Genomic DNA, 15,159 nt, shown 5'->3' with positions numbered 1-15,159 from the left:
GCTCAGGCGTTCGGCCGGTTGGCGAGCAGGTGATCGACCACCGAAGGATCGGCCAGAGTAGACGTGTCGCCCAGGTTCGAAACGTCGTTCTCGCCGATCTTGCGCAGGATCCGGCGCATGATCTTGCCGCTGCGGGTCTTGGGCAGGCCGGGAGCGAACTGGATCACGTCGGGCGTGGCGATTGGGCCAATTTCGTGCCGGACCCACTGGACCAGCTCCTTGCGAAGCGCCTCATCGGGTTCGATATTGGCGTTGGTGGTGACAAAGGCATAGATGCCTTGACCCTTGATTTCGTGCGGCATGCCAACCACCGCGGCCTCGGCAACCTTGGCGTGTGCGACCAGCGCGGATTCGATTTCGGCGGTGCCCATCCGGTGGCCCGAAACATTGATCACGTCATCGATCCGGCCAGTGATCCAGTAGTATCCGTCGGCATCGCGGCGGCAGCCGTCGCCGGTGAAGTACAGCCCCTTGAAGGTGGAGAAATAGGTCTGGAAAAAGCGCTCGTGATCGCCCCAGACGGTCCGCATCTGGCCTGGCCAGCTGTCGGTGATCACCAGGCATCCGTCACCCGGTCCTTCGATATCGACCCCTTCGTTGTCGACCAGCTTGGGCTTTACCCCGAAGAACGGCCGGCTGGCTGAGCCGGGCTTGAGCGCGGTCGCGCCGGGCAGGGGGGTAATCATTACCCCGCCGGTTTCGGTCTGCCACCAGGTATCGACGATCGGGCAGCGGCGTTCGCCGACCACCTTGTGATACCATTCCCACGCCTCGGGATTGATCGGTTCGCCGACCGAGCCGAGCAGGCGCAGCGACTTGCGGCTGGTCCTGGTCACCCAGTCGTCGCCCTCACGCATCAGCGCGCGAAGCGCCGTGGGGGCGCCATAGAAGATCTCGACCCGGTGCTTGTCGACCACTTGCCAGAACCGGCTGGGATCGGGGAAGTTGGGCACGCCTTCGAACATCACCGTGGTCGCGCCGTTCATCAGCGGGCCGTAGACGACATAGGAATGGCCAGTGACCCAGCCGATGTCGGCGGCGCACCAATAGATTTGCCCGGGGCGGTAATCGAACACATACTGGTGGGTGATCGAGGCCCAAACGCAGTATCCGCCGGTGCTATGCAGCACGCCCTTGGGCTTTCCGGTGCTGCCTGACGTGTAGAGGATAAACAGCGGATCTTCGGCGTTCATTTCCTCGGACGGACAATCGGGGCCTTGCGCGGAAGCGTCCGCCCAATCGACGTCGCGACCCGGCACCATGGTCACATCGGCCCCGGTGCGGCGCAGCATGATTACCGTCTCGACGCCAGGACAATGGGCGAGCGCTTCATCGACATTGGCCTTGAGCGGCACCTTCTTGCCGCCACGAAGGCCTTCGTCGGATGTCAGGATGATCCGGCTGTCGCAATCCTGGACGCGGCCGGCCAGCGCCTCGGGGCTGAACCCGGCGAAGACGATCGAATGGATTGCCCCGATCCGCGCGCAGGCCAGCATCGCCACCGCCGCTTCGGGCACCATCGGCAAATAGATCGTGACCCGGTCGCCCTTTTGCACGCCCCTGGCCTTGAGCAGGTTGGCGAAGCGGCAGACGTCGGCGTGGAGCTCGGCATAAGTGATCTTGCGGCCGGCGTCGGCCGGATCGTCCGGCTCCCAGATGATCGCTATCTGGTCGGCGCGTTCGGCCAGGTGCCGGTCCAGCGCATTGGCGCACAGGTTCAAGGTGCCATCGGCGAACCACTTGATCCCGAAATCGGCTTCGTGAAAGCTGGTCTGCTTGACCGTGGTGAACGGCTTGATCCAGTCAATCCGCTGCGCCTCGGCGCGCCAGAAGGCCTCGGGATCGTCGATCGAGCGCTGGTACATTTCCTGGTAGCGCGCTTCGTCGATCAGCGCAGTCTCGGCCCAATCCGCCGGCACCGGATAGATCGCTTCGCCCATCAGAGCCTCCTCTTCCAAGATCGATTCACAGCCGCGAAGGCCTTTGTTCAATCCCTAGCGAATGCCGAGGGCCGAAGCGAGCATAGACAAAGGTCGTAGTGCTAAGACCTAGATCGCTCTGCTTATTGGCCTCTCCACCCGCCATGCTTGCGGCAACCCAGGAATCGAAATCCGGGTCGCAGAGGAGAGGGGACGATGAGAGGGATGCGAAGAATATTGTTAGGTGGCCTGCTGGCCGGTTCGGCGCTGATTGCGCCGCAGACCGCCTGGGCCAAGCCGGTTTCGGTCGAAGCCCGGCTCGACAAGCTTGAGGCCGAGATGCAGGGCCTGCGGGGCGATCTTGATGCGGCCCGCGCCGAGAATGACAAGCTCAAGCAACGGGCAGCGGACGCCGAAGCCCGCGCTGCGGCTGCGGAAGGCCAGGCTGCCGAAGCCACCAAGCGCGTCGCGGTACTCGAAGCAAAACCGGCACCGACGCCCACTCCGGCCCCGGCCGACGGCTTCAAGTCCGGCAGCACCACGATAAAGCTGGGCGGCTATATCAAGCTGATCGGTTCGAGCACCCATTACAGCGACGGTGAGGTGGCGACCAACTCGCTCGGCCGCGACTTCTACCTGCCGCAGACCATCCCGACTGGTGGTCAGCCGGCGGCACACGATACCGATTTTACCGCCAAGCAATCGCGCTTCTGGCTCAATCTCGATACGGCAATCTCGGGCCACGCGGTCAAGGGCTATCTCGAATTCGACTTCCAGACTTCGCCCGGTACGCAAGGTTCGCAGCGTACTACCAACGGCTATAATCCGGCGCTGCGCCGCGCCTACATGCAGGTCGATCGCTGGACCTTCGGGCAGGACTGGACCACATTCCAGTACACCGGGGCGCTGCCGGAAAGCACTGACTATGTCGGCGGCGCAGAGGGCACAGTCTTCGTCCGCCAGCCGCTGATCCGCTACAGCGCGCCGTTGGGCAAGGGGACGACGCTGCACCTTGGGATCGAGAACCCGGAAAGCGGCACGGCCAGCATCGGTTCGGCCACTCTGACCGAAAACGGCGACGATCGTCTGCCGGACGTTGCCGCTCGGCTGACCCATAGCGGCAAGGGTGGCGAGTTCTCGCTTGGACTGCTTGCGCGACAGGTGCGGACGGAGAATCTGGGTGTTTCTGCCAGCACCGGCGGGTTCGGCGTGTCGCTGGGCGGCAAGCTGTTCTTCAATGATGCAAAGACCGGCGATGCCCGGATCTTGGTCACCTATGGCCGCAACATCGGCCGTTATGTCGGTCTGAACTTCGCGCCCGACGCTGTCTATGTACCGGCTACGAACCGTCTCGAATCCGCAAGTCTGCTGGCGATCATCGGTGCTGTGCGGGTGCCAGTGGCCCCGGGTGTGCGTGTCAACCTGATGGGCAGCTACCAGAACGTCGACTACGCGGATGTCCTGACACTGGCCAACGTCGGTACCTTTAACAAGCAAGCTTGGAGCGGAGCCGCGAACCTGTTCTATTCGCCGATGAAGAACGTCGACCTAGGGGTCGAATATCGTCACGGGGAACGCGAACTGGTGAACGGCGCCGAAGGATCGACCGACCGCATCGATGTGGTCGCGAAATACAGCTTCTGAGACAACAAGGGAGAGAGTGGAATGGCTACGAATTATGACGCCATGCCCAAGCATCACGAGGCAACGCAGAGCGAAAAGCTCGTCATAACCGCCTCGTCGCTCGGCACGGTTTTCGAATGGTATGATTTTTACCTTTATGGCCTGTTGGCCTCGATCATCTCTGCCCAGTTCTTCTCGGGCGTGAACGAGACGACCGGATTCATCTTCGCGCTGGCAGCTTTTGCGGCGGGCTTTGCCGTCCGGCCTTTCGGGGCGATCTTCTTTGGTCGGATCGGCGACCTAGTTGGCCGCAAGAACACCTTTCTCGTCACCATGGGGCTTATGGGCCTGTCGACCTTTGTGGTCGGCCTGCTCCCCAGCTATGCCTCGATCGGGGTGACCGCCCCGATCCTGCTGATCGTGATGCGCCTCATCCAGGGCCTCGCCCTGGGCGGCGAATACGGCGGTGCGGCGACTTATGTGGCCGAACACGCACCCAACAACAAGCGCGGGCTCTACACCAGCTTCATCCAGACCACGGCCACGCTTGGCCTGTTCGCGGCCCTGCTGGTGGTGATCAGCACCCGGACCTGGATGGGTGAAGCCGCCTTCAAGGATTGGGGCTGGCGCATTCCGTTCCTGGTTTCGATCGTGCTGCTGGCGGTTTCGATGTGGATCCGCATGCAGCTCGCCGAAAGCCCGGTGTTCCAGAAGATGAAGGATGAAGGCACCACCTCGAAGGCACCGCTGACCGAAGCTTTCGGCCAGTGGAAGAATGCCCGCTGGGTGCTGATCGCGCTGATCGGCGCGGTCGCCGGCCAGGCCGTGGTCTGGTACACCGGCCAGTTCTATGCCTTGTTCTTCCTCGAGAAAATGATGCTCGTCGATGGGGCGACCGCCAATATCCTGATCGCGATCGCACTGGCCATCGGTACGCCGTTCTTCATCGTCTTTGGGTGGCTGTCGGACAAGATCGGCCGCAAGTACATTATCCTCGCCGGCTGCGCATTGGCAGTGGTAACCTACTTCCCGGCGTTCCACGCCCTGTCCAATGCCGCCAACCCGGCGATGGCTCAGGCGGCAATTTCGGCCCCGGTCAAGGTGACCGTCAACGACAATGACTGCTCGTTCCAGTTCGATCCGGTGGGCAAGAACAAGTTCGACAGCAAAAGCTGCGACATCGCCAAGTCCTATTTGGCCAAGAACGCGGTCAGCTATGAAACGGTCGAAGCCCCGGCCGGTACCGTCGCCAGCGTGACGATCGGCGACAAAGTGATCGCCGCGCCCGATCCCAACGTCCTGACCGGCGACGACAAGGCCGCCGCGATCAAGAAGTTCGGCGGCGACGTGATCGGCTCGCTGAAGGAAGCCGGCTATCCGGTGAAGGAAAACCCGGCTGCAGCCAAGGATCCCAAGGCACCCAAGCTGCTGCTCTATGCCGATCCGGCGCAGATCAACAAGCCGATGGTAATCCTGATCCTGACCTATCTGGTGCTGCTGGTGACCATGGTCTACGGCCCGATCGCCGCGCTGCTGGTGGAGCTGTTCCCCAGCCGGATCCGCTACACCTCGATGTCGCTGCCTTACCACATCGGCAACGGCTGGTTCGGCGGGTTCCTGCCGACCACGGCCTTCGCAATGGTCGCAGCCACTGGCGATATCTACTATGGCTTGTGGTATCCGATCGTGATCGCCGGTCTTACGGTGGTAGCCGGGCTGTTGTTCCTGCCGGAAACCTTCAAGCGCAACATCGACGATTGATCTCCCCGGGACGCGCGACCGCACACCCTGGCGGCGCGTCCCAAACCTTGACCCGGAGCGACGGCGATGCAGCATCGGCCCTCGCTCCGGTTCTGTTTATGGCAATGGATAGGCTATCGCGTCGGCCTGCTCGCGGCGGTAGTGTGATGACGAACAAGAGGGGACCGGTGCGATGAGTGAAGCCTATCAGGCTGCCTGGCGCGAGAGCATCGAGGACCGCGAGGGGTTCTGGACCCGTGCGGCCGAGGCGATCGACTGGATCATGCCGCCAGAAAAAGCCTACGACGAGCGGCGCGGCTGGTTTCCAGGCGGCACACTTAACACCGCCTACAACTGCATCGATCGCCATGTCGCCGCAGGGCGGGGGGATCAGGTCGCGCTCGCCTATGACAGCCCGGTGACCGATACGGTCCGGCGCTTCAGCTATTCCCAACTGCACGAGGAAGTCTGCCGGGTCGCGGCGATGCTGGCCCGCCTGGACGTAGGCAAGGGCGATCGGGTGATCGTCTATATGCCGATGATCCCCGAAACCGTCTTCGCGATGCTGGCCTGCGCCCGGCTGGGGGCGATCCACTCGGTGGTGTTCGGCGGCTTCGCTCCGCTCGAACTGGCCAAGCGGATCGACGATGCCGCGCCCAAGGTGCTGCTCACCGCCAGCTGCGGGATCGAAGGCGCGCGGACCATTGCCTACAAGCCGATGGTCGACGAGGCGCTGAAACTTGCCGCGCACAAGGTGGGCGACATGGTGGTGATGCAGCGTGATCGCCTGCCCGCCGCGCTGGCGCCGGGCGAGCATGACTGGATGGAGCTGCGCGCCGCGACTGCCTCTGATCCAATCCCGCCCTGCGCGGAAATGGCTTCGGATGATCCGCTCTACATCCTCTATACCTCGGGCACGACCGGCATGCCCAAGGGCGTGGTGCGCGAGAATGGCGGGCACGCCGTTGCGCTCGCCTGGTCGATGGCCAACATTTACGGGATTGGTGCGGGCGATCCGTTCTGGGCGGCGAGCGACGTGGGTTGGGTCGTGGGCCACAGCTACATCGTCTATGGCCCGCTGATCGCTGGCGCGACCTCGGTACTGTTCGAGGGCAAACCGGTCGGCACTCCCGATCCCGGCACCTTCTGGCGAGTCATTGACCGCCACGGCGTCAAAAGCTTCTTCACCGCGCCGACTGCGATCCGCGCGGTCCGCAAGGAAGATCCCGAGGCGAAGTTCCTGAAAGAGATCGGCACCGGCGATTGCCGCGTCATCTTCCTTGCTGGCGAACGCGCCGATCCTGATACGATCGCCTGGCTGGAACAGCACAGCGGCTTGCCGGTGATCGACCACTGGTGGCAGACCGAACTCGGCTGGCCCGGGGTCGCGACCTGCTTTGCGCTGGGCGATTTGCGCCGCAAGCGCGGCAGCGCCGGCTTTCCGGTGCCGGGCTATGAGTTCGCGATCCTGGGAGAGGATGGCCAGCCGGTGCCGCAAGGCCAGAGCGGTGCAGTCGCGATCCGCGAGCCGCTTGCGCCCGGTGCCTTTCGCACGCTGTGGAACAACCCGGCCGGCTTCGCGAAGAACTTCGCCACTTTCCCCGGCTGGTACGAAACCGGCGATGCCGGGCATTTCGATGACGAGGGCTTCCTCAACATCATGGGCCGCACCGATGACATCATCAACGTTGCCGGGCACCGGCTCTCGACCGGGCAGATGGAGCAGATCGTCGCCGCCACCGATGGCGTTGCCGAATGCGCGGTGATTGGTGCCGACGATGCAATCAAGGGGATGATCCCGGTCGCCTTCGTAGTGGCGCGGGCGGGGGTAAACGATGCGGCGGCGCTGCACGCTGCGGTGATCGCGGCGGTGCGGCGCGAACTGGGCGCGGTTGCCGCGCTCAAGACCGCCTACATCGTGCCGGGCCTGCCCAAGACCCGCTCAGGCAAGATCCTGCGCAACCTGCTGCGCAAGATCGTCAACGGCGAAGACTGGACGATCCCGCCGACGATCGAGGATCCGGCTGTTCCGGCAGCAATTGCGGCTGCCATCTGATCGCCGCACCGCCAGCATCACGATTCTCGCAAACCATCGCGGCCACGGGTTTGTCGGCTCGATTGGCCTGTTCAGCAAGTCGCTTCGGCCAGACTAAAGTGATGCCTCTCATCGTTTTGTGGTTCACATAGTGCTTACCCTAGGCAAGGAGCATGGCGTGTTCGTCGCTCTGCACATCAGCCGAGCGGAGCGCGCCTTGGACAGCGGCGAGGAACTGATCGGTCGCGGCTTCCCAGGTGAAGCGCTGCGCGAACAGGGCTGTGGCCTTGCGATCGACTTGCAGGGCGCAGGCGATCGCTTCGCCGAGGTCAGCGTTGACGGCACCGATCCTGGCGGGGAAGTCGTTGTCACCCCCCCGTCCTACTTCGCCCAGAATGTCGATCGGGCCGGGAACCGGATATGCCGCGACCGGCAATCCGCAGGCCAGGGCTTCGATCACGACCAGGCCGAAGGTATCGGTGAGGCTCGGGAAAACGAAGCAATCGGCGGCTCGGTAAGCACTGGCGAGATCCTCGCCGCCAAGCGCCCCCAGGAAGACCACGTCCGGATAACGCTTGCGCAGCATGTCGAGCGCCGGTCCATCGCCGACTACAACCTTGGTACCAGGGGTTTCGAGCGACAGGAAGGCTTCGAGGTTCTTCTCTGGCGCGACCCGGCCGACATTGAGCAGGATCGGCCGCGGCAGGTCGACCATACCGGGATGGATTTCGCCATAGGGCCGGAATTGCCAATGCGAGATGCCGCGGGTCCAGCGGCGGACATTGCCGATCCCGCGCGCGTTCAGTTCGCGCTCAAGGCTGGGAGTTGCCGCCAGGACGGCCCGGCTATCGCGATGAAAACGCCGGAAGATCGGCCAGAAATGCTCCGCGCTAATCCCGGTCCGAACCGCGACATAGTCTGGAAAGCGGGTGTGGAAGGCGCTGGTGAACGGCACGCCATGCGATTTGCACCAGCCGCGTGCGCTCCAGCCGATCGGACCTTCGGTCGCAATATGGACCACGTCGGGTTGGAAGGCCTTGAGCAGCTTGCGGGCTGAAAAGCGCGGCGCGATGGCCAGGTCGATCGAACCGTAGCCCGGCATCGGAATGGTCCGGAACCGCTCGGGCGTGATCATTTCGACTTCGTAGCCACGCAGGTCGAGTTCCGAGACAGTGGCAGCGAGGGTGCGGACAACACCGTTGACTTGGGGGAACCAGGCGTCGGTAGCGATGGCGATGCGCATCAGGCATTCTCCAGTTGGCGGGCCGGGGTCGGCCTGGGCGGATGTACAGGGGGGCTGGCGCCCGGTTTGGATCGCGCCGCGCATTCGGCGGCCCAGTCCACAATCGCGATCTGGCCGGCCATGTCTTCGGTCAGAGCCGTGCAGCTTTCGACCCAGTCGCCATCGTTATAATAGGTAATCTCGCCGATCCGGCGGATTTCGGCGCAGTGGATGTGGCCGCAGACCACCCCGTCGAGTCCACGTTCGGTAGTCTCGCGTGCGACGGCCTCCTCAAAGGCGCAGACGAACTGGACTGCGTTCTTGACGCGCTTCTTGAGATGGGCGGACAGCGACCAGTAGGGCATTTTCAGCCGCCGCCGCACGGCATTGACGAGCACATTGGCCCGCAGCAGCACCGAATAGGCCTTGTCTCCCAACAAAGCGAGCCACTTGGCATAGAGCACGACGCCGTCGAAACTGTCGCCGTGGGTGATCAGCAGGCGGCGGCCGTCCGCCGTCTCGTGGATGGCTTCGAGCGCGAGTTCGACCCCGCCGAAGGTGAAGCCGGCATATTCGCGCAGCATTTCGTCGTGATTGCCAACGATGAAGACGACCCGGGTGCCGCGATGCGCCATCTTGAGCACACGCCGGATCACCTCGTTGTGCGCATCGGGCCAGTACCAGCCCTTGCGCAGCCGCCAGCCATCGATGATGTCGCCGACCAGATAGAGCGTCTCGCATTCGATCGAATGGAGGAAGTCATTCAGCATGGCGGCATTGCAGCCACGGGTGCCGAGGTGGACGTCTGAAATCCATACGGTCCGGTGCTTGCGCTTTGGCCGGAAGCCCCGTGGCTCAGGCAGGCTCAGCCAAGCCGGGGTCGCTCCTTTCGGATCTGTTTCCGTGCCGAGCACCAGCAAGTCACCGATCTGCATTGCCCACTCCAGGCGGCTTCGATCCGAGGCCCGGATAGGCGCTCAAGGTTGCGCGGTGCTGACAGTTCAGAGTCAGTTCGGTTACATCCCGGCATAGACTTCGCAAGCCGTTCAGGTCCGGCCTCGGCCAGATCCGAATTTGCACAGAGTTCGTTCTTGCCACCAGGACCGGTCAGTTGCCCATCCAGGCTGCCTTTACCCTCAGCACTTGTTTCGCGGTGCATCATGCCGCAGTCGACCAACAACCGATGCCGGCTGCGATCGAGTATCAGAGCTCGCATCTGCAAGATCGGGACTTGCTTTGACGCTCGATCGGCGCAATCCGATTCCCATCCTGCCGATATCATCTGCAACAGAAAGGTCGCCGCCGATGGGCAAACTAACTGGCATCAAGGTTATCGACCTCTCAGTCTTTCTGCCCGGCCCGATGATGACCGTGATGATGGCCGATCAAGGTGCCGAGGTATGGAAAGTTGAAAGCCCTGGGGGCGACCCAGCCCGCGAACAGGAGCCCTTTGAAGGCGGGCAATCGGTTTGGTTCCGCAGCCTCAACCGCGGCAAGAAAAGCCTGGCGCTTGATCTCAAGAGTGAGGCCGGCAGGGCGCGGCTGTGGGACCTGATCGACGGAGCCGACGTGTTTGTCGAAGGCTTCCGCCCCGGGGTGATGGCGCGGCTGGGCTTTGACTATGCCGCGGTATCGGCGCGCAATCCGGGGATCGTATATTGTTCGATCTCCGCCTTCGGCCAGACCGGGGCGATGGCGCACCACCCGGCGCACGACATGGCGACCCAGGCCCTCGCCGGGTTCATGGCGGTGAACGACGGACCCGGTGGCGCACCGGTGGTACCCGGCGTCGCGGCCTCGGACATGGCCGCCGGCCTGACCGCCTTGTCGGCCACCCTGATGGCGCTGCTCGGCCGCGAGCATAGCGGTAAGGGCGACTATATCGACTGCGCGATGTTCGACAGCCTGCTGCCGTGGTGCGCCCATACCGCCGGGTCGGCGATTGCCGGGGGCGAAGCGCCGCGCTCCGCCAGCCAGCGCTCGCTGGGCGGGGCAGCGTTCTACCAGGTCTATGAAACCGCCGATGGCCGCCATCTGGTATTGGGCGGGCGTGAGCTGAAGTTTGCGGCCAACCTGCTGGGGGCGCTGGGCCGGATGGACCTCTACCCGATCGCGGAGCGCCCGGCCGGAGAGCAGGACGAGCTGATCGCCTTCCTGCGTAAAACCTTCCGCGGCAAAACCCGCGACGCATGGGTCTCCTGGTTTGCAGACAAGGACGTCGCCTTTGCCCCAGTGCTCGATTTCCGCGAGGCGCTGGATCAGCCCCATGTGGCCGAGCGCGGTCTGCTGGTCGAGGCTGGCGGCGGGCACATGATTGGCCCGGCGATCCGCTTTGCGGGCGAAAGCTGGGAGCCGCGCCCCGCGCCCGAACTGGACGCCGATTGCTAAGGCCCCGATAGCGGCTTGACGCAACCTCCGGTTCGGCGAAGAAGCGCCGACATGGAAGTGCTTGTTCCCCCAGCGCTGGCCGTTGCGGCCGTGACGCGGCTTGAGGTGCTGCGCAGCGCGATCACGCGGCAACCGCAATCCGCAATGCTGAAGGAGCAACTGGCGGCCTTGCTGTTCGATCGCGACCTGTTTGAAGAGGCGGCTGCAATCCTGGGCGATTCAACGACCGGAGTTTCGGGGCGGGAACTCCTGCTGCTTGCGCGGATCCTGCTGGCGAGGAACGCGGCAAGCGATGCGGAGCGGTCCGAGGCCTTGGCCGCACAAGCTGTTGCCATTGCCGAGACGCCGGGTCAGCGCGAACAGGCCATGCTAGCGCGGGCACGGGCCCTGTTGCGGCTGGGACGGGATGACCAGGGTCTGGATCTGCTTCGCCAGATCATCACGGCAAACCCGAACCAGCACGGGGCTTTCCGAACCTTTACCGACAGGCTGCTCCATTTGGGACAAGGAGCGGCCGTGATCGACCTGGCAGATCAGATGGTCCTTGCGGGGGCATCGCACCCTCGCTGGCTGGGCGCACGGATGCTGGGTCAGGCCCGGATGGGCGATCACCAGGTGGCCCGCGAACTCTCCGGGATCGACTTGGTCCACACAACCACCTTGCCAACGCCTGCGGGCTGGCCCGATCTTGACGCTTTCAATGCGGCCTTGCAGACCGAAGCGGAGGCCGATCCGGACCTGCGCGAAGGGCGGCACGGCACATCATCGCGCGGCACAATGCGGGTCGACCACCCGCAACGCGCCGGATCACCGGCCTTTGACGTGCTGCACCGGCGGATCGCCGGCGAAGTGGCACGTAGAGTCGCCGAGCTGGAAGTCATCGACCATCCCTGGGTGGCGGCGAGGCCGGAGCGGCTGGTCATGCGCAGCTGGTGCGTGATGACCGAAGCCGACGGCTATGAAGAATGGCACAACCACCCTGCGGGCTGGATGAGCGGGGGCTATTACATCGCGGTTCCCGACCTTGGCGCTGGCAGTGAAGACCGGGCCGGCAGCCTGGCCTTTGGGGTGCCGCCGCGCCTGGCCGGAGCAGAGGCGGCCGCATCGTTCGGAGAAACGATCGTGCCTCCCTTTGCGGGCATGCTCGCGCTCTTTCCCTCGCACGCTTATCATCGGACTTACCCGCACGGGCAACAGGGGCGGCGGATCTGCATGGCGTTTGACCTGGAACCCGGCTGATCAGGACTTTGCGCCATCCTGCAACCACTGCAGATATTCCGCTGTCATCGCGGTCAGCTGCGTCCGATTTGCCTGATCGACTCCGCTGACCCCATGGCTTGCGACGCGGGTCAGTTCCAGCTCAAGCCAGTCCAGGTCCAACCACGCATCGAGCCCGGCCTTGCGATAACCCGCGATCCGTGCGCGGGCAGTAGGAGCCTGGCGCTGCAGACGATCATAACCGCCTGGATCGGCCGGGCGGCCCGCACGGCGATCGACTATTGCGGCCGGAACCCGCCCAGCCAACATGCGCCGCGCGGCCCCGCGATCAGCGCCCAACGAACTGACAGTGCCCGTGGGCAAACCGGCGAAGAACCGCAAAAGGCGCAGGTCTCGGAAGGGGAAATCCATGCGCACCGCGCCGGCATAAAAAGCGTTGGGGTGAGCCAGCGCCTTCGCCGCGACAGGTTGGAATCCAAACTGTCCATGGTGCGCGTCGGGCTTGGCTGGCTCCGGCCTGGCCGCTAGCTCCGGCGGCAGCTTTGCCAGCCTGTGCGTTGCAAGCTGGACATGGAACCAGTCACCCGCCTGCAACAAGGACGGACCCTCAGTCCTGCCCAACAGGCGTTTGGCAAATCTGCGTATTATGGAAAGCGGCCCTGGCTTTTCAAGCCGGGCGGTCAGCGTGCCTTCGCCATAGGTGCCGTTGACAAGCAGGTTGATCCCGTGCTGCCGGGCGACCTGTTGGAACGCCTCGGTCAGGCAATGACGGTTGCCAAGCGGCGGTCCATTGGCCCCCGCAAGGACTCTGGCGGGCGGGCGATAGCTGTCGTGCTCCGGACCAACAACAATCGGCAGATTGGCGAGGCCAAGGCTGTCTGCCACCAACCGCGCTTCATTGGTTTCATCGCGCACAGCGCAGCCTGGCGGTGCAGCCGAAGTGAATGTTATGAGGTTTGAGGCTGGATCAGCTTCTGTCGCCGCAGCCCAGCTCAGCAGGGTCGAATCGAGCCCGCCACTAAGCAGCATCGCCGCCGATCCCGCCCGAGCGATCCGCTCCCGCATGATCTGGCGCAGCAAGGCCTCTGCTTCAGCCAAGGCCTCTTCTGCAGTGCCCGGCCAGGGCGGCGGCAAGGCCAAAGGATCGCAATGGAGCGCCTTTGGTGAGGCACCAGCCCGGAAGACCAGGCCCTGGCCTGGACCGAGCCGGGCCACGCCGCGATAAATCGTTCGCCCTGGGGCCATGGCCCGCGCAGCCGGACGGCCCATTCCTGCAAGCAGGCCGGTCTCATCCAGTTCGCTGTCAACCCAGCCGATCCGGGCCAGTGCATAGAGATCCGATGAAACCGCGAGGCGCGCTCCGGCCTGTGCATAGAGCACCGGATCGCGCCGTGCTGCCGAGGCCATGATGGTGACCGCGGCGCGGCCTGCACGCCGATCCCATTGCAGCAAGGTCCATTCACCGCTCAGCTGCAGCGGTGTTTCAGCGCCATATCGATCGAGTGCGGCGCGCGCGATCCGGGCCGGCGAACTGCCCGGTGAGAGGCCAAGCCGTTCCGCGATCATTGCGGCATCGTCAATCCAGCCGGCCAGGCAAGTTGTACAAGCATCTTCGACCGCCGATGTGCCGGCCCAGGGCTCGACCGGATCAAACGCTTCAAGGATACCCGCCCCCGACCGAACCGCATCCAGCCCCAACCGCACCGCATCGTCCGGATCGATTGGCCCTTCATCAAGACGGAACAGTCCATGGACCCCGCTGCGGCGGAGCCCCGACCCGGCAGCTTGCGCACTTTGGCCATGCTGGTAAGGATTCATCGATGTCAGCCGCGTTCGATCATGATGCCAAGCGCGCGATCCGCCAGGCGCTGGCAACGCGTTCTTACCAAACCGATAGCGTGCGGATCGTCGATCACGACATATCTGGGTGGCGATGGATTGTGGCGTCGCATAACGGGGTTTTCGCAGCTGCGCCGGGTAAATGGAAGACGCTCATCCACGGTTGGTTCTTTGGCATCTGCCGCGATCGTGACAGCTTGTATTTGTTCGAAAATTGCGGCCGCCATGACCGCACACTCAATTTGGGTCGGCTGATCCGGATCGGGCTGGCAGGTGGACAGCTGGGCGAGGCAATGGTGCTGGCTAAGGGACTTGACGGGAATTGCCATCAGGTTCGGGTGATCGACGATCTGATCTGTGTTGTGGATACGGCCAACCAGGCCGTGCTGCGCTTTTCGCTCGGCGGCGCGCCGGTTGACATCAAACGGCCGTTTCCGATTGCTTCGCCGGATGATCGTAGCGGGGCCTATCTCCACATCAACTCAATCGGCCGGATCGGCGGTCGGCTGGTGCTTATGCTGCACAATGGCAAGGCGATTCCACAAAAGCGGAGCGAGCTGGCCTGGCTAGACGACCAATGGCAGGTCACCGAACGCAGCTTCATCGAAGGCCACCAGTGCCACGACCTGTTGACCGATTCGCACGGCACGCTTTGGCATTCTGCCTCGGCCAGCGGAGAAATCATCGCGTCGGATGGCCGCCGTGCCAAGGTACATGACAGCATGATGACCCGCGCGCTCGCCTTCAATGGCGAGATGCTGGCTGTTGGCCTATCAATTTTCAGCGAGCGTCACCTGCGTGACGGATTGCGCGGCGGACTCGCGATCCTGAACCGCGAGCTCGAGCCACTGGAATTATTGGATTTACCTGGCTCGCCGACCGACATTGTTGGTCTGGCGAGCTAGGGCCATGCCTTATGAGCGCTGGCAGTCCGGAGCAGGATTGCCGCCGACGTCCGCACCCAAATTCGGGAAAGCATGGGTTTCCTCGATTTCAAGTTCGGTCACTTCCGGCTCGATCCAGGTCTTGGGTGCGTTCATGGTCATGATGGCGACTACCTATCCATAAAGAAACTGCAGGAAATTTGCGAACCCGCGCGGCATTAACATTGTCCGCCATGCTAATGCAACGATTCTGTTAGTCAGAGTTGAGCGTCCAGGATCCGGGGTGGCATC

11 protein-coding genes are annotated in these 15,159 nt (G+C 63.7%); 6 read left to right on the top strand and 5 right to left on the bottom strand.

The annotated features are described in order from the left end of the window. Positions 1 to 2: 2 nt before the first annotated feature. Positions 3 to 1,940, bottom strand: a complete 1,938-nt coding sequence (gene acs, locus B2V17_RS02215) for an acetate--CoA ligase (protein ID WP_292994688.1) — start codon at positions 1,938 to 1,940, stop codon at positions 3 to 5. A gap of 204 nt (positions 1,941 to 2,144) precedes the next feature. Here acs and B2V17_RS02210 point away from each other — a divergent pair, with 204 nt between their 5' ends. The 3 genes from B2V17_RS02210 (at position 2,145) to B2V17_RS02200 (ending at position 7,338) form a co-directional block, all read left to right on the top strand. Next, on the top strand, positions 2,145 to 3,563 hold the full coding sequence (locus tag B2V17_RS02210) for a DcaP family trimeric outer membrane transporter (RefSeq protein ID WP_292994686.1): 1,419 nt from the start codon (positions 2,145 to 2,147) through the stop codon (positions 3,561 to 3,563). A 21-nt stretch (positions 3,564 to 3,584) separates the two neighbouring features. Continuing rightward, a complete protein-coding gene (locus B2V17_RS02205; RefSeq protein WP_292994684.1) occupies positions 3,585 to 5,303 on the top strand; it encodes an MFS transporter in 1,719 nt (572 codons plus the stop codon). A 172-nt stretch (positions 5,304 to 5,475) separates the two neighbouring features. Next, on the top strand, positions 5,476 to 7,338 hold the full coding sequence (locus tag B2V17_RS02200; protein ID WP_292994682.1) for an AMP-binding protein: 1,863 nt from the start codon (positions 5,476 to 5,478) through the stop codon (positions 7,336 to 7,338). Positions 7,339 to 7,477: 139 nt separating this feature from the next. Here the strand turns inward: B2V17_RS02200 and B2V17_RS02195 are convergent, their stop codons facing one another. After that, positions 7,478 to 8,560, bottom strand: a complete 1,083-nt coding sequence (locus B2V17_RS02195; RefSeq protein ID WP_292994680.1) for a glycosyltransferase family 4 protein — start codon at positions 8,558 to 8,560, stop codon at positions 7,478 to 7,480. After that, a complete protein-coding gene (locus tag B2V17_RS02190; RefSeq protein WP_292994678.1) occupies positions 8,560 to 9,474 on the bottom strand; it encodes a UDP-2,3-diacylglucosamine diphosphatase in 915 nt (304 codons plus the stop codon). Before B2V17_RS02190 ends, B2V17_RS02195 begins: the two co-directional genes overlap by 1 nt. A 370-nt stretch (positions 9,475 to 9,844) precedes the next feature. Between B2V17_RS02190 and B2V17_RS02185 the strand changes: the two genes are divergently transcribed. Then, the gene (locus B2V17_RS02185) at positions 9,845 to 10,927 is read left to right on the top strand and encodes a CaiB/BaiF CoA transferase family protein (protein ID WP_292994676.1); all 1,083 of its coding nucleotides are present in this window, start codon (positions 9,845 to 9,847) and stop codon (positions 10,925 to 10,927) included. Between the two features lie 51 nt (positions 10,928 to 10,978). Continuing rightward, positions 10,979 to 12,166, top strand: coding sequence for a putative 2OG-Fe(II) oxygenase (locus tag B2V17_RS02180; RefSeq protein ID WP_292994674.1), 1,188 nt, complete (start codon positions 10,979 to 10,981; stop codon positions 12,164 to 12,166). Here the strand turns inward: B2V17_RS02180 and B2V17_RS02175 are convergent, their stop codons facing one another. Beyond that, positions 12,167 to 13,963, bottom strand: coding sequence for an asparagine synthase-related protein (locus B2V17_RS02175; RefSeq protein WP_292994672.1), 1,797 nt, complete (start codon positions 13,961 to 13,963; stop codon positions 12,167 to 12,169). Between the two features lie 2 nt (positions 13,964 to 13,965). Between B2V17_RS02175 and B2V17_RS02170 the strand changes: the two genes are divergently transcribed. Then, positions 13,966 to 14,889, top strand: a complete 924-nt coding sequence (locus tag B2V17_RS02170) for a hypothetical protein (RefSeq protein WP_292994670.1) — start codon at positions 13,966 to 13,968, stop codon at positions 14,887 to 14,889. A 9-nt stretch (positions 14,890 to 14,898) separates the two neighbouring features. Here B2V17_RS02170 and B2V17_RS02165 read toward each other — a convergent pair whose 3' ends face one another. After that, positions 14,899 to 15,030, bottom strand: a complete 132-nt coding sequence (locus B2V17_RS02165; protein WP_292994668.1) for a hypothetical protein — start codon at positions 15,028 to 15,030, stop codon at positions 14,899 to 14,901. Between the last annotated feature and the right edge of the window lie 129 nt (positions 15,031 to 15,159).

It is taken from the genome of Novosphingobium sp. UBA6272 (genome assembly GCF_002440635.1).
GTDB lineage: Bacteria > Pseudomonadota > Alphaproteobacteria > Sphingomonadales > Sphingomonadaceae > Novosphingobium.
Note: the sequence above shows the minus strand (reverse complement) of the source record. Positions and strands in the feature narration are given on the sequence as shown.

Bases quoted from the DNA above. Each gene is read 5' to 3' on its own strand.
- acs (WP_292994688.1), bottom strand. From the start codon at position 1,940: ATGGGCGAAGCGATCTATCCGGTGCCGGCGGATTGGGCCGAGACTGCG.
- B2V17_RS02210 (WP_292994686.1), top strand. From the start codon at position 2,145: ATGCGAAGAATATTGTTAGGTGGCCTGCTGGCCGGTTCGGCGCTGATT.
- B2V17_RS02205 (WP_292994684.1), top strand. From the start codon at position 3,585: ATGGCTACGAATTATGACGCCATGCCCAAGCATCACGAGGCAACGCAG.
- B2V17_RS02200 (WP_292994682.1), top strand. From the start codon at position 5,476: ATGAGTGAAGCCTATCAGGCTGCCTGGCGCGAGAGCATCGAGGACCGC.
- B2V17_RS02195 (WP_292994680.1), bottom strand. From the start codon at position 8,560: ATGCGCATCGCCATCGCTACCGACGCCTGGTTCCCCCAAGTCAACGGT.
- B2V17_RS02190 (WP_292994678.1), bottom strand. From the start codon at position 9,474: ATGCAGATCGGTGACTTGCTGGTGCTCGGCACGGAAACAGATCCGAAA.
- B2V17_RS02185 (WP_292994676.1), top strand. From the start codon at position 9,845: ATGGGCAAACTAACTGGCATCAAGGTTATCGACCTCTCAGTCTTTCTG.
- B2V17_RS02180 (WP_292994674.1), top strand. From the start codon at position 10,979: ATGGAAGTGCTTGTTCCCCCAGCGCTGGCCGTTGCGGCCGTGACGCGG.
- B2V17_RS02175 (WP_292994672.1), bottom strand. From the start codon at position 13,963: ATGAATCCTTACCAGCATGGCCAAAGTGCGCAAGCTGCCGGGTCGGGG.
- B2V17_RS02170 (WP_292994670.1), top strand. From the start codon at position 13,966: ATGTCAGCCGCGTTCGATCATGATGCCAAGCGCGCGATCCGCCAGGCG.
- B2V17_RS02165 (WP_292994668.1), bottom strand. From the start codon at position 15,030: ATGACCATGAACGCACCCAAGACCTGGATCGAGCCGGAAGTGACCGAA.